Source organism: Gloeothece verrucosa PCC 7822, from assembly GCF_000147335.1.
In the GTDB taxonomy this organism is placed as follows: domain Bacteria; phylum Cyanobacteriota; class Cyanobacteriia; order Cyanobacteriales; family Microcystaceae; genus Gloeothece; species Gloeothece verrucosa.
Genome location: NC_014501.1, coordinates 3,356,548 through 3,377,449 on the forward strand (window position 1 = coordinate 3,356,548; position 20,902 = coordinate 3,377,449).

15 protein-coding genes are annotated in these 20,902 nt (G+C 41.3%); 4 read left to right on the forward strand and 11 right to left on the reverse strand.

The window, feature by feature from the left end; genetic code table 11:
* Positions 1–5: 5 nt before the first annotated feature.
* A complete protein-coding gene (locus CYAN7822_RS14800; RefSeq protein WP_013323077.1) occupies positions 6–491 on the reverse strand; it encodes a DUF29 domain-containing protein in 486 nt (161 codons plus the stop codon).
* Positions 492–588: 97 nt separating this feature from the next.
* Positions 589–888 (reverse strand): addiction module protein, encoded by a 300-nt coding sequence (locus CYAN7822_RS14805; protein WP_013323078.1) that lies wholly within the window; start codon positions 886–888, stop codon positions 589–591.
* Positions 889–1,485: 597 nt separating this feature from the next.
* Between CYAN7822_RS14805 and CYAN7822_RS35745 the strand changes: the two genes are divergently transcribed.
* On the forward strand, positions 1,486–1,773 hold the full coding sequence (locus CYAN7822_RS35745; protein ID WP_013323079.1) for a hypothetical protein: 288 nt from the start codon (positions 1,486–1,488) through the stop codon (positions 1,771–1,773).
* Positions 1,774–1,948: 175 nt separating this feature from the next.
* On the opposite strand, the gene hypD is transcribed toward CYAN7822_RS35745, so the two are convergent.
* The 6 genes from hypD to CYAN7822_RS14835 all read right to left on the reverse strand — a co-directional run bounded on the left by hypD (position 1,949) and on the right by CYAN7822_RS14835 (position 14,182).
* Positions 1,949–3,052 (reverse strand): hydrogenase formation protein HypD, encoded by a 1,104-nt coding sequence (gene hypD, locus CYAN7822_RS14810; RefSeq protein WP_013323080.1) that lies wholly within the window; start codon positions 3,050–3,052, stop codon positions 1,949–1,951.
* Between the two features lie 602 nt (positions 3,053–3,654).
* Positions 3,655–4,863 (reverse strand): ATP-dependent 6-phosphofructokinase, encoded by a 1,209-nt coding sequence (locus CYAN7822_RS14815; protein ID WP_013323081.1) that lies wholly within the window; start codon positions 4,861–4,863, stop codon positions 3,655–3,657.
* 147 nt (positions 4,864–5,010) lie between these two features.
* Complete coding sequence (locus CYAN7822_RS14820; protein ID WP_013323082.1) at positions 5,011–6,051, reverse strand: dihydroorotate dehydrogenase-like protein; 1,041 nt, start codon at positions 6,049–6,051, stop codon at positions 5,011–5,013.
* A 198-nt stretch (positions 6,052–6,249) separates the two neighbouring features.
* Positions 6,250–9,912 (reverse strand): pyruvate:ferredoxin (flavodoxin) oxidoreductase, encoded by a 3,663-nt coding sequence (gene nifJ / locus CYAN7822_RS14825; protein WP_013323083.1) that lies wholly within the window; start codon positions 9,910–9,912, stop codon positions 6,250–6,252.
* A 700-nt stretch (positions 9,913–10,612) separates the two neighbouring features.
* Entirely contained in the window at positions 10,613–13,354 is a 2,742-nt protein-coding gene (locus tag CYAN7822_RS14830) for a cation-translocating P-type ATPase (protein WP_013323084.1), read from the reverse strand.
* Positions 13,355–13,552: 198 nt separating this feature from the next.
* Positions 13,553–14,182 (reverse strand): GUN4 domain-containing protein, encoded by a 630-nt coding sequence (locus CYAN7822_RS14835; RefSeq protein ID WP_013323085.1) that lies wholly within the window; start codon positions 14,180–14,182, stop codon positions 13,553–13,555.
* 381 nt (positions 14,183–14,563) lie between these two features.
* Between CYAN7822_RS14835 and CYAN7822_RS14840 the strand changes: the two genes are divergently transcribed.
* Positions 14,564–16,486 (forward strand): serine/threonine protein kinase, encoded by a 1,923-nt coding sequence (locus CYAN7822_RS14840; RefSeq protein WP_013323086.1) that lies wholly within the window; start codon positions 14,564–14,566, stop codon positions 16,484–16,486.
* A 69-nt stretch (positions 16,487–16,555) separates the two neighbouring features.
* Positions 16,556–17,803, forward strand: coding sequence for a serine/threonine protein kinase (locus tag CYAN7822_RS14845; RefSeq protein ID WP_013323087.1), 1,248 nt, complete (start codon positions 16,556–16,558; stop codon positions 17,801–17,803).
* On the opposite strand, the gene CYAN7822_RS14850 is transcribed toward CYAN7822_RS14845, so the two are convergent.
* Together CYAN7822_RS14850 and CYAN7822_RS14855 are read right to left on the reverse strand one after the other, a co-directional pair.
* Positions 17,792–18,370, reverse strand: a complete 579-nt coding sequence (locus CYAN7822_RS14850) for a type IV pilin-like G/H family protein (protein ID WP_013323088.1) — start codon at positions 18,368–18,370, stop codon at positions 17,792–17,794. The two genes, CYAN7822_RS14845 and CYAN7822_RS14850, sit on opposite strands and share 12 nt — an antisense overlap.
* 44 nt (positions 18,371–18,414) lie before the next feature.
* Positions 18,415–19,128, reverse strand: coding sequence for a tetratricopeptide repeat protein (locus tag CYAN7822_RS14855; RefSeq protein WP_013323089.1), 714 nt, complete (start codon positions 19,126–19,128; stop codon positions 18,415–18,417).
* A gap of 222 nt (positions 19,129–19,350) precedes the next feature.
* On the opposite strand from CYAN7822_RS14855, the gene CYAN7822_RS14860 reads away from it, so the two are divergent.
* Complete coding sequence (locus CYAN7822_RS14860; RefSeq protein WP_173362891.1) at positions 19,351–19,650, forward strand: septal ring lytic transglycosylase RlpA family protein; 300 nt, start codon at positions 19,351–19,353, stop codon at positions 19,648–19,650.
* A gap of 274 nt (positions 19,651–19,924) precedes the next feature.
* Here CYAN7822_RS14860 and CYAN7822_RS14865 read toward each other — a convergent pair whose 3' ends face one another.
* Positions 19,925–20,692, reverse strand: a complete 768-nt coding sequence (locus CYAN7822_RS14865; protein WP_013323091.1) for a proteasome-type protease — start codon at positions 20,690–20,692, stop codon at positions 19,925–19,927.
* Between the last annotated feature and the right edge of the window lie 210 nt (positions 20,693–20,902).

Sequence of the window (20,902 nt, forward strand, 5' to 3'; positions counted from 1 at the left end):
ATAATTTAACTTTCTATTTCAGGATAATAATCTATGTCTAAAATTTGCTCAATGGTGTAAGGGCATTTTTCAGGGAAACTTTTTAATTCGCTTTTCTTTTTAGCTAGGATTAAAGCCTCGCTATAAACTTCGTCCATAACTTGAATTAGATAATTATAAAGCGTTTTTGATTTGATTAACTTTTTAAGTTCTAATCTAAAATTTGCAATTTCTGTCGCCCAATGATGTTTACAGTCTGGAACAATCCAGTATTGATAGAAAAGAAGGTGTTTTAGCAGTTGTCGTAAATAAATTTCTAGTTTTCTTCGTTCCTCACGTCCCAATGCTTCTATCTCCTCTATCAAATTAATTAAGTCTAGTTGAGCAAAGTTTTTTTCTTTTAAAAAATTAGCGGTTGTTTCTAACCAAAGTAAATAATCTTCTTCATACAAGTTTGCTGTAGCCATTGTTTCATTGTTTATTATTTCTTTTTGGTTTTGTAAGGTACTCATGTGATTTTCTACAGATAATTTTTTACAATTTATTGTTATTTACACCACGACTTGAATAAATTTCCTCTATAATTTCGTCGGCTGTGCGGCTATCTTCCTAACTGCCAAAAGTTTCTAAAAATTTTTCTGTTTTTTGAGAGTCAAGCTTAGAAATTTCTTCTTGAAGTGTTTCTTTTACAATTTTTTTTATCGCGGCTAAAGCTTGTTCTCCCGAAATTACCTCAACTGTACCGTTACGAATTTCATCTCGCCGCCTTTTAGCTTCAGTTGTCCAAAGGGTTTCAATTTTGCCATCGACATCAAACACAAGACTTTCAACTAATTTCTCAGCTAACAATGCTCTTTCGGCACTAGGTAAAGATAAGGCTTCTTGCATCAATTCTTCGATCGAGAGCATAATTTATTTAAACAAATTATTAACGGCTTTTGTGGCTGCGGAGTAGTTGGCACTCGTGAGCTAGTTTCAAGAGCAGGCGGTTGGAAAAATAAATAGTTATGAAAAATTACACCTCATTAGCTGTGTTAGGCTAAAGTTATGCCATAATGGATAATATTATTGATCCATACAGGAGGTGATTTTTGTGTTATTGAGCATAGCTTATGCTTTGTTTGCATTAGGCCATGTCATTTTGGCGATACACTACGTTAGGCTCTTTATGAGTTAACGCAGGAAATACATTTTATTTCATTAACCTTGAATTAGGCTCTGTCTCTATGAGGCAGGGCTTTTCTATAATTTTTATTTTATCACAAATTAATTTAAATCTTATGTAGATTAAGTTTAATTGTCAAGGTATTTATCATAAATATAATACACACCATATAAATGATGAAAACATGATCGGTGTTGGGTTTCGTTCCTTAACCAAGCTACAATTATTGAATTTTCTGACAAATAACCTCTTTGCGGGCTTATTTGCGTCCTTTGCGGCTTTCGCGAGACTTAACCCCATAATCATGTAAAATCTAACAGTAATCCACCACCGATCCAGAAGTGAAACCCATTATCTTACTACTGTTGCTCATCATAAGCTTAAGCATCACACGCCCTGCACAAGCCGCCTTATGTCGAACCCTAGAGGGAAAACAAATATGTATCACCTACATCAAGCGGAGTGCCAAATACTATTGGGAGTATAGAGCATCAGTAAAGATTAACGGAGTCGCCACCCCCATCGAAAAATACAACTGCCGCGATCGCATCAAAATCACCAAAGATGGAACTTTAGTACCATTCGAGGCTAACGGAGCAGGGGAATTAATCTGTAGATTTTTCAGCTAATTTGAAAATATTACCTGTGTTTATCTGCGGACACTCAATAATGGTGAGCAAGGTAGATCATTAATTAAACCGCCAAGGTTTCTAGGTTTAAGCGACCTTACCCACCCTACAAATGCTTAAATTTAAACTCGTCTCCCCTCTCCTTGTAGGAGAGGGGTTGGGGGAGAGGTCATCTTTAACTAGCAATAAGCTGACTCCGATAACGATAATAAGCCGCACAAGCGCCCTCAGAAGAAACCATCGGCGCACCGAGAGGATGTTCTGGCTTACACAAAGTGCCAAAAGCCGGACAATCATGAGGTTTCTTATGCCCCAACATAATCTGACCACTAATACAAGGAGAACAACCCGACTCAGGAGAAGAATAATTAAGGGGATAAAACCGTTTTAAAGCATCTATTTTCGCATATTTTTCCCGTAAACCCAACCCACTGCCCGAAATTTCGCCAATACCTCTCCACTGACGGGGCACCACTTCAAAAACTTCTTGTAATAACTGCTGTGCGGTTAAATTGCCTTTAGGTTGTACAGAACGGGTATATTGATTTTCACAAAAAGCCTGTCGTGCTTCCAACTGTTTAACACACAAATAAATCCCTTGTAAAATATCAATCGGTTCAAACCCCGTGACGATGACCGGAACCTGATATTTTTGGGCAATGGGTTCATATTCAGCATATCCCATCACCGTACAGACATGACCCGCCGCTAAAAACCCTTGTACTAGACAATCAGGAGAAGACAGTAAAGCCTCCATTGCCGGCGGCACTAACACATGAGAAACCACCATAGAAAAATTCTCGATCTCTTGCTGATAAGCTTGATAAGCCGCCATCGCCGTCGCCGGGGCAGTGGTTTCAAAGCCTACCGCAAAAAACACCACTTGCTTATCGGGGTTAGCTTGAGCCAGTTTGAGACAATCTAGCGGAGAGTAAACAATACGAACATCTCCTCCAGCCGCTTTAACCGTGAGTAAATCTTTTTGGGTTCCCGGGACTCGTAACATATCCCCAAAAGAACAAAAAATCACATCGGGTAAAGCCGCAATGGCGATCGCCTGATCGATCAAGCGGATAGGAGTCACACACACCGGACATCCAGGCCCATGAATTAAGGTAATTTCTGGTGGCAAGAGTTCATCGATGCCGTATTTAACAATAGAATGGGTTTGTCCCCCACAAATTTCCATAATCGTCCAAGGTTGAGTTACTCGCTTGGCGATCGCCCGTGCATATTGTTTAGCTAGAGCCGCGTTCCGGTATTCATCGACAAATTTCATGGTTACTTGTTTGTGATTGGTTACTTGTGGTTTAGCTGACCAAATATATTGGATAAGTTTTTTTGATGGGTGTGACTCTAAGTCTGAGAAGTTCTTATCTCGCCCTTTCAGATTTTAATCTTTACAAAGCGATCAAGGCCAGTCTGTCTCCTTTTTCCGATCTCTGTTCTTATCCTAATTGATAGATTGTCTAGGGAACAGAACTTAAGCAATCCAAGACGTTGAAACCCTTTGGCTCCTTGTGTAGTGGATAATTTCTACCCGAAAATAAATTTTGTCTTTATATTGACGCAGTTGATTGCGCCCCCATAATTTCAGCACTATTTGCTCAATTACAGAACGTTCAAAAGGCGATCTAGAGCTTTTTAGGCAGATCCCTTTCGCTTTTAATGCCTTAAAGGATTTTTTGGGGTTAAAAAGCATAGCTGGAAGATTTTTATCTCTTCCTACAAAATTAACTGATTATCTGAGAGAATTTATTAATTCTTAATGCTTAATTAATTAAGATGTTAGTCGTTAGTCATTAGTCATTAGTCGGGGACAGGAAACGAACAATAAGTTTATCTGTCTCCTGTCTGGGTGTCTTCTATCTCGGTAAATAATTAGATCGATAACTCGACAGTGGGTTTAGAGTCGATATGATCTAAAGGCAAATTGTGATCTCCTAGATAGATGCCCAATGACCTTGCTGTTTGTACCATAAACCCATCAGGATCAACTGGATAGGCGCAACGGTTTTCCCGATGACATTGCCGAATCACAGCAATCACTTGATCCAACGGTTGGCTGTAAACTCCCCCATGTTGCCAGACTACCAGGCGAGAATAAGCCTCCTGTTCAATCAATTCTATAGCTTTAATCCCAAAAGCCGTTCCAATCAAGCGATCGCTACTGGAAGGAGTTCCACTGCGTTGTAAGTGTCCTAAGACCGTCACCCGTACATCAATAGCACTCAGAGGACAGAACTCTTTATGTCCAGTTTCACACAATTTTTGGCTGTGCTGTTCAATTCTTTGGGCTAAATAGTCCCCGATATACTTTTCTTTTTCGTTATGATCATTTCTCACCCCTTCAGCAATGACAATCAGGGCAAACTGACGACCCGATGCGCGAATATGAGCGATTTGGCGGCAACAGCCATCCACAACCATATCTGATAGATGAGGTGCTAATTCGGGAATCAGAATCACATCTGCCCCGCCGGCAATTCCTGCATGAAGGGCTAAATGTCCGGCATCACGTCCCATCACTTGAGCAATCATGACTCGTTCATGGGAAGCCGCCGTGAATGTAAGATTATACAACGCATTGGTCACTGTGTCAACGGCTGTATCAAATCCGACGGCGCGTTCAGTAAAAGGGACATCATTATCAATGGTTTTGGGAATACCGACGAAATTCCAATTACCTTGTTGAGCTAATTGATAGATAATGTCTAAACTCCCGTCTCCGCCGATGGCAATCAGAGCATCTAATTGTAATAGTTTATAGCCTTCCAAAATTGTCTGAGCGACTTCTGGATCTTCAGGATTTCCCTTACTCAGCGATCCCAAAATACTGCCACTGAGAAACTGAAGAATATCTAACCCCTGTAAATGTCCTGGCAGATCATAACCATGTTCACCCAGTTTCAATTCTTCTGGGGTGCGAATTCCTTTGGCTAGGTGAATAAATCCATCGGTTCCGTAGGGCAAGCCATAAACTTCCCAATTTTTCCGATTAGCCGCCTTAACCACAGCCCTAATAATGGCATTTAACCCTGGACAATCGCCACCACTTGTTAATATACCAACTCGTTTTTTCTTTGTCATTTTCCTATTACCTTTAATATTGATACTCAGTGGTCAGTTCTTAGTAGCGAGTAGTGAGGAGTCACCCTAGTCAGTAGACAGACCTGTACTAATGACGAATGACCAATGACTAATGACCAATAACTAATGACTAATAACTAATAAGTTTTATCGAATTGATTGACGAGACTCTAAATTAGGGAAACGCTTCCAAACCGGTTCATAACTTTGGATCGCCTTCATATATTGCACCCGTTCAAATACTGTTGGATCGGGACAGTTCATCTGACTCATACTGCCTTGCAGTTGCTTAACTGATTCATATTCATGCTCTTGAAGCCAATGAATTAAGTTTTGCTCAATTTTGCGAATTTCATTAATACCATGACGTAACAAAACGCTAACCAGCATAGTCGCTTTTGCGCCTACCATCAGCATTTTTAGCACATCTAGCGAAGTATGAATGCCGCTAATAGCAGCAAAGTCTACATTAACTCGGCCATAAAGCATCCCGATCCAGTGCATCGGTAGGCGCATCGCCTGGGGTGTACTTAATAAGACATTGGGAATGACTTCTAAATGTTCCAGTTCAATATCCGGCTGATAGAAGCGGTTAAATAACACTAATCCGTCTGCTCCAGCTTCAGCTAATTGTTTAGCCATATTAGCCATATTGCTGAAATAAGGACTGAGTTTCATCGCTACCGGAATCGATATTTCAGATTTAATGATTCTAAGAATATCGACATAATTTTGCTCTACCTGTGCCCCACTCATCTCTAAATCATTAGGTAGGTAGTAAACATTTAACTCTAACGCATCAGCCCCGGCTTGTTCAATTTTTCGGGCATATTCCAACCATCCCCCTGTAGAAACGCCATTGAGAGAGGCAATAATGGGAATCTTAACCTGTTCTTTAGCTTGGCGAATATGGTTAAGATATTCCTCGGCTCCTACATGAAAGATTTCCGGTTCGGGAAAATAAGTTAAGGCTTCGGCAAAACTTTCCGTTCCGTGAGTTAAATGATGGTGTAATTCTAATTGTTCGACTCGTAATTGTTCCTCAAAAAAAGAATGGAGAACTACCGCCGCCGCTCCGGCCTCTTCGATGCGCTTAATATTATTGATATCTTCGGTTAAGGGACCGGCAGACCCAACGATTAACGGCGAGCGCAAATTCAAGCCCAAATATGTTGTACTTATATCCATGTTATGTTCTCCTTTTTTAGTTATTAGTTATCAGTTATCAGTCATTAGTTATTAGTTATTCGTCAATAGTCAATAGTCATTAGTTGTGAGTGGTTAGTCAATAGTCATTAGTTGTGAGTTATATCTGGAATTGTTTAAATGATGAAAACTCTTGAATAACTATTGACTATTGGCTAATGACTATTGACTCTTGAGTTTTTAGCGAGGCGATGACTGTCTCAATTCAGGATGATGGGGTTGATTACCGTCATTTCCTTCGCCGTTGCTTTGCAAGTGCCGGGCAGCTAAATATTGATACATCTGCCAGCGAGTATTGACATCCTTTTGAGCCAACTCTAACAAGGCTTTAGCTTCAAGGGGTTTACTGCGAGCTAACATCTTGAAGCGGTTTTCGCTATACATGGTGTCTTCTACCGGCAGTTTCGGCTGGTGCATATCTAGCTGTAAGGGGTTCTTTCCGACGACTGCTAACTCAGGATTATAGCGATAGAGCAACCAACGTCCACTCTCAACGATTTCTTTCTGATGAGTCATGGCGGTCTTCATATCAATACCATGAGCAATACAGTGAGAGTAAGCAATAATAATCGATGGGCCATTATAAGCTTCTGCTTCTAAAAATGCCCGGATAGTTTGCTCGTTTTTCGCTCCCATCGCCACACTGGCCACATATACGGTGCCATAAGTCATGGCCATTAATCCTAAATCTTTTTTCGCTGCGGGTTTTCCTCCTGCGGCAAACTTAGCCACTGCACCCCGAGGAGTTGCTTTAGAAGCTTGTCCACCGGTATTAGAATACACTTCTGTATCCATAACCAAGATATTTACATTTCGCCCACTAGCCAAGACGTGATCTAAGCCGCCATAACCGATATCATAGGCCCAACCATCGCCACCGACGATCCAGACACTCTTCTTGACCAAATAATCCGCGAGTGATTCTAGCATGATCACTTTCGAGCGCACGGTTTCGTCTAAATTTCCCGCCGCTAATTCGGCTAAACGTGCTTTGAGAAGTGCTACCCGTTGACGTTGCTCATAAATTTCTGCCTCATCTTTTTGGGTGGTGTGGAGGAGGTCATTAACTAAGTTATCTCCCACTTCTGAGGCTAAGGATTGTAACAACTCTACGGCAAATTCGCTCTGTTTATCGATGGATACCCGGAAGCCTAAGCCAAATTCCGCATTATCTTCAAATAGGGAATTCGACCAAGCGGGTCCTCGGTGGTCTGCGTTTTGGGTCCAGGGGGTCGTCGGTAAGTTGCCGCCGTAAATCGAAGAACATCCGGTCGCATTGGCCACTACCATGCGGTCGCCAAATAACTGACTGACTAATTTAACATAAGGGGTTTCTCCACATCCTCCACAAGCACCGGAGAATTCAAACAAGGGTTCTTGCATTTGTTGATGGGAGATTTTCTTGAGGTTTAAATCCTGCCGATTTGGCCAAGGTAATTGATTAAAGAAGTCCCAATTTTCTCGCTCTTGTTCCCGCAAGGGTAACTGAGGTTCCATATTAATCGCTTTGAGTTTCGGTTGCGATTTATTCTTGGCCGGACAAACATCCACACAAATTCCGCAGCCGGTGCAATCTTCGGCGGCTACTTGGATGGTAAATTTCAAGGCTTTCCAATCATGGTCTTTGGCTTGTGTACTCTTAAAGGTGTCCGGCGCGTTGGCTAATTCTTGTTCTTCATACACTTTAGAACGAATGACCGCATGAGGGCAGACCATGACGCATTTGCCGCACTGTACACAGACATTGGGGTCCCAAACGGGAATGTCTTGGGCAATGTTGCGTTTTTCCCATTTGGTGGTGCCGGTGGGAAATGTTCCATCACAGGGAAGGGCAGAAACCGGCAATTCGTCGCCTTTGCGGGCTATCATTTTACCCAATACATCCCGCACAAATTCGGGGGCTGTATCAGGAATAAGGGGTTTCCATTCGGCGGCATCTTCACTCACTGTATCGGGGATTGTCACCTGATAGAGATGATCTAAAGTGGAGTCTACCGCCAACATATTCATCTTGACGATATCTTCGCCTTTTTTGCCGTAGGTTTTGCGAATAGATTTTTTAATTTGTTCGATCGCTTGTTCTCGTGGTAATACCCCTGATAGAGCAAAGAAGCACACTTGCATTACGGTATTGATCCGTCCCCCCATACCGGCTTCTCTGGCCACTTGATAGGCATTAATCACATAAACTTTCAGTTGTTTAGCAATAATTTCTGCTTGAATGGGGCGGGGTAAATGTTGCCAAACTTCGTCAGGTCCATAAGGACTATTGATCAAGAAGGTTGCCCCGGGGATGGCGGTTTCTAGTACGTCAAATTGGTCTAAAAATCCCCACAAATGACAGGCGATAAAGTTGGCAACAGTAATTAAATAAGTTGAGCGGATCAGGTTCGGACCGAAGCGTAGGTGAGAAACCGTTACTGAGCCGGATTTTTTGGAGTCATAGACGAAATACCCTTGAGCGTAGTTATCGGTATCTTCTCCAATAATTTTAATCGAGTTTTTATTGGCTCCTACAGTTCCATCTGAACCTAAGCCATAAAATACCGCTCGGACGACATTATCCGCTTCAGTAGAAAAGTAAGGATCATAGGGTAAACTGCTATGACTGAGGTCATCATTGATGCCGATGGTAAAATGATTTTTCGGTGTGTCGGCTTTGAGGTTATCAAATACGCCTTTCACCATAGCTGGTGTGAATTCTTTGGAGGATAGCCCATAGCGTCCGCCTACAAGGGCTTTAAGATTTTGTAATTTCGCTTTAAGTTCGCTACTACCGGCTAGGAGGGTTTCTTGGACCGCAGTAACGATATCTAAATATAAGGGTTCTCCACTGCTGCCAGGTTCTTTGGTACGGTCTAATACGGTGATCGCTCGGGTTGTGGCGGGTAAGCTTTCAATAAAGCGCTTGTTGTCAAAGGGGCGATATAGCCGCACTTTAATCACGCCGACTTTTTCCCCTTGGGCGGTTAAATAGTCTACGGTTTCGTGAACGGTTTCACAGCCAGAACCCATTAAAATAATGATCTGTTCGGCTTCTGGGTGTCCATGATAGTCAAAGAGATGATAATGCCGCCCGGTCAATTGGGCAAAATGATCCATTACCTGTTGAGTAAGTTCCGGACATTGCTCATAGAAAGGATTTACGGTTTCCCTGGCTTGGAAATAGACATCAGGGTTTTGGGCGGTTCCTCGTAATACGGGGCGATCTGGGGTTAAAGCGCGTTGACGGTGTTGGATCACCCATTCATCTTTAATTAAATTCCGCAGCACTTCATCAGGCAGTAATTCCACTTTTTGCACTTCGTGAGAGGTGCGGAACCCATCAAAATAGTGCAGTACGGGGACGCGGCTTTGTAGGGTGGTGGCTGTGGCGATGGCGGCTAAATCTTGTGCTTCCTGTACTGACGCTGAGGATAATAACGAAAATCCGGTTCCTCTTGCTGCCATTACGTCCGCATGATCGCCAAAAATTGATAATCCTTGAGCCGCTAAAGAACGGGCGGCTACATGGATCACTGCTGATGTCAACTCCCCGGCAATTTTGTAGAAGTTGGGGAGCATCAGTAGTAACCCTTGAGAGGCGGTAAATGTGGTGGTTAAAGAGCCAGTTTGTAAGGCTCCGTGAATCGCTCCGGCTGCTCCGCCTTCACTCTGCATCTCTACCACAGAGGGAATTGTGCCCCATAAGTTGGGTTTTCCTTCACTGGCCCAACTGTCTGCCCATTCCCCCATCGGTGATGACGGGGTGATCGGATAAATGGCAATAACTTCACTGAGACGATAGGCTACTCGGGCTACTGCTTCATTTCCGTCTATAGTTGCATAATTTCTAGTATTCATGTTTTCCCTCAATCATTCGGTTTTTTTAGGGACTTTACGTTAATCTCAATTCACACTCCGCTTGGACAACCACCTAGGGATTGTCCCTACTCACTTGTACTCCTTTGTAACTTTATAAATTTAACTAACTTAACAATCAATTTTGCAACGGGCTTTTTACTCCTTTAACTTTAGCAACAAGATTGTTTTTTTTCTGGTTTTTTTTCGGTAGCCATTGAGCATTTAATCCTTGAAGCATAAGCTTTTTTAGGATTTTTGCCAGGGAAGAGAGTCAAGTTCCCCCCTCTTTGATCATTGAATAAAAACTTCGTTTCGTGAGCTTTTCTTATCTTTTTTTAATATGACCTGTTGGGGAAAGAAGTATAATAATAGTGGGGAATATTAGGTTTAATATTTCTCAACAATTTTTCTGTATGGTTGAGAACCCTTTCTATAGGTAAGTAGCTGGATATCAATAGACTTCTTGCAGAAGTCGGGAAAAGGGGAAAGGGGAAAGGCTTGCTCCTTTATTCGTTTTCTTTAAAAATGATGATTTGTGCAAGAGGTCTAATAAAGCACAGGGTGTTACGAAATGTAAAAACCCTGAACTTGCGCTTTTCATCGTAGCTGACAGTTAAGTTTAACTCGCTTTCACCTAATTAATATTTTGGTGCGTTGCCTGATCTGAGGATGTGTCAAAGCAACGCCGTCTAAAAATGAGTTAACTATTGGCTCGTTTGGCTTTTTCTTGTTTACGTAATCCTCGTTTAATTAATTCTATAAAGATATAAAGTCCAACAGAAGAACCTAGGATGAGTGCCCATTCTGTCACGCCAATGGGAGCGGTTGTAAAGATTTCATTCATGATTGGAGTATAAGTAAAGAGTAATTGGGCAATAATCATTGAGATGACACCGGCAATTAACCAACGGTTAGAAAAAGCGCCGACTCTAAACATGGTGTAACGTCGAGAACGGCAGTTAAATAGAAGAAAAATTTGACCGAAAACGATCGCATTAGCGGCGGCGGTTTGGGCGGAGGCCTGGGAAGTGGCCGTATTGGTTTTTTCTAGGAAATAAACGGCAAAAGCCATGACACAGAGTATACATCCCACTAAGATAATGCGGCTAACCGTCGATCTTTGCAGCAGGGGCATTTGAGGAGGACGGGGAGGACGTTCCATAATGCCGGGTTCAGCCACTTCAAAGGCTAGAGTCGTGCCGAGTAAAACGGCGGCTACGGTATTAATCCAGAGAATGTGTAGGGGAGTAACCGGCATCCCTAGGTTAAAGAACGAGGAAACCACGATAATTAGCCCTAAACTGGCATTGGTGGGCAGTAACCAAATAATACTTTTAATAATATTGTCGTAAATGCGGCGGCCTTCTTCCACTGCGGCGCGAATGGTGGCAAAATTATCGTCTAATAAAACCATATCGGCGGCTTCTTTCGCTACTTCTGTGCCGGTGATTCCCATTGCTGTCCCAATATCAGCTTGTCGTAGGGCGGGCGCATCATTTACCCCGTCTCCGGTCATAGCGACCACATTTTTCCTAGCTTGTAAAGCTTTAACTAAACGGAGTTTTTGTTCTGGGGCGACTCGCGCGAAGACGGAAACCCGATCTACCACGCCAATTAATTCTTCATCAGTAAATTCTGAGATTTCTTTGCCACTAATGGTTAAGACTTCACCCATTGAGTTATTGAGTCCTAGTTTACGCCCGATTGCTGTAGCGGTTCCTATATGGTCTCCTGTAATCATTTTGACTTGGATACCGGCTCGCTGACAATTTTTGACCGCTTCAATAGCTTCAGGACGTGCCGGATCAATCATGGCCTGTAAACCGAGAAAGGTTAAGCGGCTTTCAATACTTTCATGGGTAATGGAGAACGTATCAAGGGGAAATTCGGCCCGGGCAAAAGCTAAAACCCGTAAGCCCTGATGAGCCATTTCATCGACTTTTGCATGGATGAGGTCAGCATTTAAGGGGATTTTTTCCCCCTGGGTACTATAACCATCATGACAACGAGTTAGGATTTTTTCTACTGAGCCTTTGATATAAGCGATCGGGGGCTGATCGGGGGCTAATTGGTGTAAAGTGGCCATGTATTGATGTTGAGATTCAAAGGGAAGAGTATCCACTCTGGGCAATTCTTGTTCTAGGGTTTCTTTAGATAATCCAGCTTTAGTGGCTGAAGTAATTAAAGCCGCTTCTGTGGGGTCCCCTTCCACACGCCACTTTTGTTCTTTAAAGACTAGACGGGTATCGTTACAGAGTAGTCCAGCAATTAAACATTCTTTGAGAGCATAATTGGCGTTAAAATCAGCTTTAATTCCTTGTTGAGTCAGTTCTCCTTCCAACCCATAACCAATGCCAGAAACTTGATAGTCTTGATCACCGGCGAAGATATCCTGAACCGTCATGGCATTTTGGGTTAAGGTACCGGTTTTATCGGAACAAATCACCGTCGTACTCCCTAAAGTTTCCACTGCCGGCAATTTGCGGATGATGGCTTGGCGTTTTGCCATGCGAGACACACCAATAGCGAGGGTAATGGTAACAACCACCGGTAATCCTTCCGGAACTGCTCCCACAGCCAAGGCCACCACTTCTAAAAACGCTTCTTTTAAGGTTTCACGATCGACCACTTGACTCCGCAATAATCCCGCAAAGAAGGTTAGCGCAGCAATGGAAAGAATCACCTTCATGAGGGTGAGGCTAAACTGTTCTATTTGTGCGGTTAAAGGGGTTTCTAAAACTTCGGCTGAAGCGATCATTTCATTGATTTGGCCGATTTCTGTTTTGTCTCCGGTGGCCACCACTACTCCCGTGCCGGTACCATAGGTCACCAGGGTTGAAGAATGGGCCATATTATTTCGGTCTGCTAAAACTATATCTGAAGAGAGTTGATCAATAGATTCTTTTTCCACTGGGAGAGATTCACCAGTTAAGGCAGATTCATCAATTTGTAAATCTCGGGTTTGTATTAATCGCAAGTCAGCCGGAACTTTATCGCCCGACTGAAGAAATACGAGGTCTCCAGGCACTAATTCATCGGCGGAAATTCGTTGTTTTTCACCGCCACGCACCACCGTAGCTTCGCTTTGCATGGTTTTAGCTAAAGCTTCCATCGCTTCAACGGCTTTAGCTTCTTGTACGAATCCCACAATGGCATTGAGCAATACTACAGCGAAAATGACCCCCATATCTACCCATTCTCTGAGGAGTCCTGTAATGACACCGGCGGCCATTAATATATAGATTAAAGGTTGATTAAATTGTTCTAGAAATATAACTACGGGGCTTTTGCCTTCTTTTTGGGTTAGGGCGTTTGGCCCATATCGTTGCTGACGGTTTTCTACTTCTAAGGGGTGTAATCCTTGTTGAGAATCGGTTTCTAAAAGATTTAATAATTCTGAAATTGGCAAGTGATGCCAGTGTTGTTTAGGTATTATTTTCATAACATTGCTAATGATCGGATGACGCTCAACCGGTTCAGATGGTCAATTTTTAGCTGATCATATCTTGATTGATCCCCTTAGACAATTAGCCTAAAGACGTTAAGCTATAGTTAAGTTCACTTAATTGTTAATTCTTATTAAGACCTCAATTCTCCTCAAGTAAGACGGGATTACCGTACAATTAAAAAGGCTTGTGGGTTAAACTTGACATTCTAATAATCGAACAAAGAAAAAATTCACCATTTTTGCTCCATAAGGTGAACTCCACCACTTAACCGGGAAACAGCCTTTAGGCGCTGATAAACTAAAATTCCATTGTTCGTAAGTAGAACCTTGCCATTCTCCATTCTCTCGCCAACCAACTTGGTCACCAAATTTAATCAATAAGCCCATGTCCTGAGCAATTAAACTTTCACGAGTGCCCCCTATTTCTTGATAAATTTGTAATTGAATACTAAATCCAAAACGGTCATCACTATAAATTTTCCATAAGCGATCAATAACACGAATTGCACTACAAGGAAATTTTCTTATATCATCAGGAGTGAGAGACTGGCGGTCTTCACCCGCTATTTCTAGTAAGACTCTAGTGGTTTCGAGATCTGCCGCTTTAAAGTCTCCGACGCTTAATAAATTTCGCAGTGGGGAGTATCTATCAATATCTTCTATCAGGGTAAAATTGCTTTCAATTTTATTAATTGACTCTTGTATTTTCTCGAGTTGAGCGATTTTTTCGACTAAGGGGAAAAGTTTACTTAAAGATTCAACTTGAGATTCTAGTTCAGCAATTCGCTGGTTGAGTAGGATATAATTTTCTTCTGGATTCATGTACTTTCTGATGAACAATTAACAACGCTATGGCTAATAATCGCTTTTTAGTATAGTCTATTTGCTCCTAAGTCGGTAGCCAACAGGCCAAAGGCGAGAACCTCTTTAAGGCGGCGACATTCTCCAATGGGTATTAGGTGGACAAAAATCAAGTTAACTGTGAAGATAGGAAGTATAGGGTAGCTCTTGCTTGCGCCTTAAACAATAGGAGGAGACTGATGCTAGTAGCTCGTTTACATTTATTAACAAACGCCGGCTTGATTTATGGGCAATTACTGAGTGAACAGGGAGTAGACAACAGTTAACAGTAATCAGTTATAAGTTCTAACAGGTGACTAATGACTAACCACTAATGACTAACCACTAATCACTTTAGAGCAAATGAATTTTCAAGATTTAGAAAAGCATGGCTATAAAATTTTAGAAGAACTCGGTCACAACTTAAGCGGAGGACGAGTAACTTACAAAGCGACTCATATCCCCACCAATGAGACAGTTGTGATTAAACAGTTTCAGTTTTTAGGTAGCACTTGGAAAGAGACAGAATATGAAGCTTATGAACAAGAATCACAAATTTTACGGCGGTTGTCTCATCCGGGGATTCCTCGTTATTTAGATAATTTTGAAACCGAGCAAGGATTCTGTTTAGTTCAACAATATATTGAAGCACAATCTTTAGCCACCAGTCGGTCATTTAAGTTAGAAAAAATTAAAAAAATTGCCCTTAATTTATTAAGAATTTTAGTTTATCTTCAGTCGCAAAATCCGCCTTTCATTCATCGAGATATTAAACCCGAAAATATTTTAGTTGATGAAGATTTAAAAGCATATTTGATTGACTTTGGTTTTGCTCGTCAAGGCGGGGGAGAAGTGACGGTTAGTAGTGTGGTAAAAGGCACGATGGGGTTTATGCCGCCTGAACAGTTATTTAACCGAGAGTTAACGGCGGCTTCAGATTTATATGGTTTAGGAGCCACTTTAGTTTGTCTTTTAACCGGAGTTAAATCTAACGATATTGGCACTTTAATTGATGCAGATTACCAAATTCATTTCCGTCATTTAGTGCCGCCTTTACAAAGGGGTTGGATTAATTGGTTAGAAAAGATGGTACAACCCCTACCTAAAGAGCGTTTTTCTTCAGCAAAAGAGGCGTTAGCGGCTTTAAAACCCATTGATGTACATCAATTACCCAAAGTGAGAATTTCTCAGGATAGCCTCTTATTGAAAGCTAATCAATGGCCCGAAAAACTAACCGAAACCATCACCATCACTAACCCGATTCCAAAAACAGTTTTATCGGGAAGATGGGAAGTGGCTCCCCATCCATCAGATCCGCCGCATACGCCTTATGATCATAGTTGGATTTCTTTTTCTCCCCAAAAGTTTGAAGGAAATCAGGTGGCCTGTCAAATCACGGTAGATACGGCTCAGTTATTGTCGTCAGTCACTTATCAACGTCAACTCATTTTACACAGCAATTCATCCGAAGAAACTAAGATCATTTCCCTAGAAGTTGAAACAGGAATTTTACCCAAACGGCAATCATTAAATTATAGTTCTCTGTGGTTTTTATATATTTTTTGCTGTTGTGCCGGGGCGGGGTTGACTCTACTCAATATTAGTTGGTGGATACTCTTTTTGGGTTTACCGGGAGTCGCTGTGGTAGATTTGCTACTGTCAAGCACTGAATCTGGGATCAAGAAAAATCCCTTTACAGCAATTATATCTGCGGTTTTGGGTAGTATCATTGCAGGAACGATCTGTACTGTATTTTTTGGGAGATTGTTTTTGTCGGGACAAAGTGGGATAGGCATCAGGATAATTTTGGTTATGTCGGGAATTTTAGGCGGTGCGATGTTAGGCATTAATCGTCTTCAAGAGTTTGAAAAAATGGAGGATTGGAAAACCCTTTTAGGTAAAATAATTTTAGGGATTATCTTTTTACCCTATTGCATCACTTCACTAACCATTGCTCTGTTGCTACCCGGGATATTTTTACCTGTCGCTGATGTGCAACAAAGTCGAGGCATTGAACCTATCAGATCAAGAATGATCGCTCTGTTAACTGGCGGTGTAGGGGTAGTATCAGGAATTTGGTTAGTGCTGATTATACAAATACTACAAGGAAATGTCTTCAATCATTTAAACCTTTCTTTTGCGGTGGTTTGGATGTCGGCGATGGCAATTGCTTCTGGGGGAACTTTATTTTATCTTTGGTATAAACAGGCTATTGCTATTCCTAAAAAACACAATAAAATTTTTGCCCATTATCAAAAATCTAAGCTGAAATTCATTCAACCCTAGGCAGCTAATTGGCGTTTTAGAGGGAAATATAAAATCAACGCCCAATAAAAAACCTAAAAATAAAAACTCATGACTCACCCAGACTTTAGCAACTACGGTTATCAAATCATCTCTGAACTCGGCCACAACCGGGCCGGAGGACGTATTACTTACAAAGCCACTGAAATTAATACACAAACCAGCGTTGTTGTCAAGCAATTTCAATTTGCCCGTACTGGTTCAAGTTGGTCAGACTATGACGCTTATCAACGAGAAATCGAAATCTTAAAAGGATTGGATCATCCCAGTATTCCGCGTTATCTCGACTCTTTTCAAACGCCTTCAGGTTTCTGCATGATTCAGGAGTATAAAAATGCTCCCTCTCTGGTCATTCCCAAACCCTGGAAACCGCATCAAGTTAAACATATTGCCATCGCCGTCTTAGAAATTCTCAAATATTTACAAAACCGTATTCCTCCAGTGATTCACCGAGACTTAAAACCCGAGAATATTTTAGTCGATGACAAACTCAATGTTAGTTTAGTGGATTTTGGCTTTGCCCGTATGGGTGGAGGAGAAGTGGCGGTGAGTAGTGTGGTGAAAGGAACATTAGGGTTTATGCCGCCCGAACAAATGTTTGGTCGTCAACTGAGTGCCGCATCAGATCTTTATAGTTTAGGGGCGACTTTAATTTGTTTACTGACTCAGATCAAATCTACAGAAGTCGGTAGTTTAATCGATGATCAAGGTAAGATTAACTTTAAAGCCAAAGTCCCTCATCTGAGCGAAGAATTTATTCAATGGTTAGAAAAAATCGTAGAACCTAATTATAAAAATCGTTATGCCAATGCCGAGGAAGCTTTAGAAAAGCTTATTCCCTTAGAGGTGTTGCGTCCTCGCCCTAAAACGGCAAAAAGCTTATGGATGAAGTTAGGAATTACCGCAGCTAGTGTCGGGATTTTTATCCCTGTGGGTTGGCGATATTTTCAGTCACAACTAACAGAAGTTACGCCCTCTCAGGGTTTAGTGCGGCTTAGTATTTTATCTGATTATGATAATCCCAATCAAATTTCTATAAGACAAAAAGCGATTAATTTTAGAATAAGCTTGTCGAGTTTAGATAAATCTAACTATGTAGGGGTCTGTCAACTGTTTGATCCCCAAGGAAGATTAGCGGCTGTGGGTGAATCTGTTCTGAAAACATCGAGCGGTCATGTAACGACTGATTGTAATTATCAATTTAATCCCACAGAGGATCAACCCGGAGAGTGGCAATTTGTTTTTGTTCTAGATGACCAAAAAGTGCTTCAAAAAAACGTGACTGTTTTATCTAATTAGCGTTGATCCCGCCGGGCATTGAATTGTTTTATCGCTGTTCAATATAGGAACTGTTTTGGGTAAGGTTTTCACTTGATCCATGCCACAAATACCCGTCACAAACTCCTCTTTATTGGTGTCAAAAAAAACTGCGCCTATATAAGTTTTGTGATATCCAGACCATTCAGGGACTGGTTGAGCCATCATAAATTTGCTGTGAATAAATTTACGGTCATTGTTATTATTATCGCCGGGAATCATCGACGATAGCCAATGATATTGGTAATTTTGATCAATTTGATCCAACCGATAAAGTTGTAGTTGTGTTAAAGAATCCGCAAACTGTCCATTTTCCAAATGGAAAGCCTGTTGAGCGCGGTTGAAGGCTCCCAAATGATTTTTAGGTTGTGGGTCCCTTGGATCGTAATTTGCCAATACAAGTATATCAGAAGAGGGTAGAACAAGGGTGATTATAACTCCACTATACAGAAAAACTCGAACTAAAAATCCTAATGGAGTAAACCCATGCGGCGTCTTTTTCTTAAAAAATAATGAAAGGAATTTATGGGTGAGAAAAGCAGTTTTCATCGTTAGCCTTAAAGGGATTTTAGAGAAATTTTCTTGGCTGATGCTTATTTAAGTAAACGAATCTGTTGCTGGGCAGATTCAACACCAAATTCATTGCCGTCTAGCCGCCAAAGTTGTGCGGCTTTTTGAAAATCGCTGCGGGCTTTTTGTTGATCCCCCACATCCGAAAAAGCTAAACCTCGATTGTAATAAGCTTCGCCATAGTTGGGATCAAGTTCAACGGCTTTAGTTAATTCTAATGTAGCACGTACTGGCTCGCCTAGGTTTAGATAGGCAAGTCCGATATTATTATGAGCAAAAGCCTCATTCGGATTAAATTTGAGAGCGGCTGTATAATCAGCGATAGCTTTTTGATATTCTCCTAATTCTAAATACACATTACCTCGATTAATATAAGCTTCTACTAAATCCGGTTCAAGTTGGAGAGCTTTTTGAAAATCTTCTAGAGCTTTGGGAAAATCTTTTAAATAGCTATAAACAAAACCTCGATTGTAATAGGCATCTACATTATTGGGATCAAGCTTCAAAGCTTTGTTAAAATTTTCTAAAGCTTGTTGATAATTGCCAGCTTGAGTATTATTAACTCCTTGTTCAACCCAGTCAACCGAGTTCGCTGAAACTAGGGAACTATTGCTTTGAGAATTAGACAAGGAAGATGACGAGCTATTACAGGCCATGATTCCTGTGATCCCCACCAATACCAGACTCAACACAATTAAACGAGAACGATAACCAAGATAGATGATTTGACAGGACATTTTTAAACTCATATCAAAATTAGGCTTGTTAGCAGCCTGTAGGTGAGAAGAAAAATTTTAGTGGGGGAAAGCCCCTCTCTGGTTAGCTTAGAAGCAACTGAGCCGAAAAAAATTTTTGTGCCAAGGTAGACAAATTGAAAATAAGTGAGTATATTAACCTAGATGTGTTTACCCAGCGTGAGGAGTGTTGTTTTGATTAAGAAACTCATCCTAGCTACTTTGATGATAGCGTTAACTGAAGTCCCTGCAACAGCACAAACAGCAACTTTTTATAGTTCTGGTCATCATGGTAGAACAACAGCATCAGGAGCAAGATTTAGTCAACATCAGCATGTAGCCGCCCATCCCTATCTTCCTTTTGGTACAAGGGTTAAAGTGATCAATCCCAAAACAGGAAAAAGTGTTATTGTCCGAATTGTTGATCGCTGTCGGTGCAGTATTGATTTGTCTCAAGCCGCCTATAGACAAATCGGTTCTTTAAGAGGAGGACGAGTTCCTGTAAGAATACGAGTGTTGCGTTAAAGCTAGTCAATAGTCATTAGTCAATAGTCAATAGTCATTGGTCAATAGTCAACCAGTAAATAAATAATCAATAATCCCTAACCTGTTATTATTCACTAATGACTAACAACTAACGACTAAGTACCTGGACATAAATAAAGTTGATTATGTTAAGAAATGTAAAAGCCTTGAAAGCATGCGCCTGTTCCCTGTTCCCAGATCCGGTGTTCCCTTACCAAACAGTTAACTTTAATTTTGTCCAGGTACTTAACAACTAATGACTAACAACTAATGACTAATCAATTAGAATATCTTCTTGGCTTTGTTGTTCCTCGTATTGCCATTGTATGTTAGGCATGGCTTCAAAAGATTGACGGACATATTCTTCCCATTGCTTACGCATTTTGGCCAAATAGGGATCACCTAAGCGTAGTTCTAACTTATGACGCAGAAGAAAACTATCTGTTTCATACATGACTAAATGAATGGGGGGGCCCACCGAAAGATTAGACTTCATCGTGGAGTCAATGGATAAGAGGGCGCATTTAGCCATAGCTTCTAGAGGGGTATCATAGGTAATCGTTCGATCTAAAAGCGGTTTGCCGTATTTGGTTTCTCCAATTTGTAAAAACGGAGTCTCTTTAGTGGCTTGAATGTAATTCCCTTGAGGATAAATCATATATAATTCGGGCGGTTCCCCTTTAATTTGTCCCCCTAATAGGAAATTGCATTGGTAGCTAATTTTGTCTTTTTCTAACCAGGCACGGTCCCGGTCTTGTATTTGGCGGCTTTTATTACCGATGTAGTGAGCAACATCATACATACTCGAGAGGGTATAAAGGTTGGTGTTCTCGCCGTTTTTTATGTCTCGCTGTAGTCCGATGATTACCCCTTGAGTGACTGACAGATTCCCAGAGGAGCAAATAACGATGACGCGATCACCTGGAAGAGAAAAATCAAACAATTTTCGATAGGCTGAAGTGTAGTCGACTCCTGCATTGGTGCGAGAGTCAGCCCCCATCACAATGCCGAAGCGATTAATAATTCCTAAACAATAAGTCATCTGGTTGTTATTGATTGTTGCACGAACTGTCAACTTTTCTCCTTATATCATATCTAGAGCCTGAAAGAGGAATAGTGAGAAAATTTGCTGATTTATGGCTACGCTTGCCGCTATTTGGGGGAAAATGAGCCGATTTATCTGGGCTGACATCAACCTAGGGAAATTCAGCAAGGTTTAGCGGCTAAAATTTTCCTTTAAGTATTATTTGCC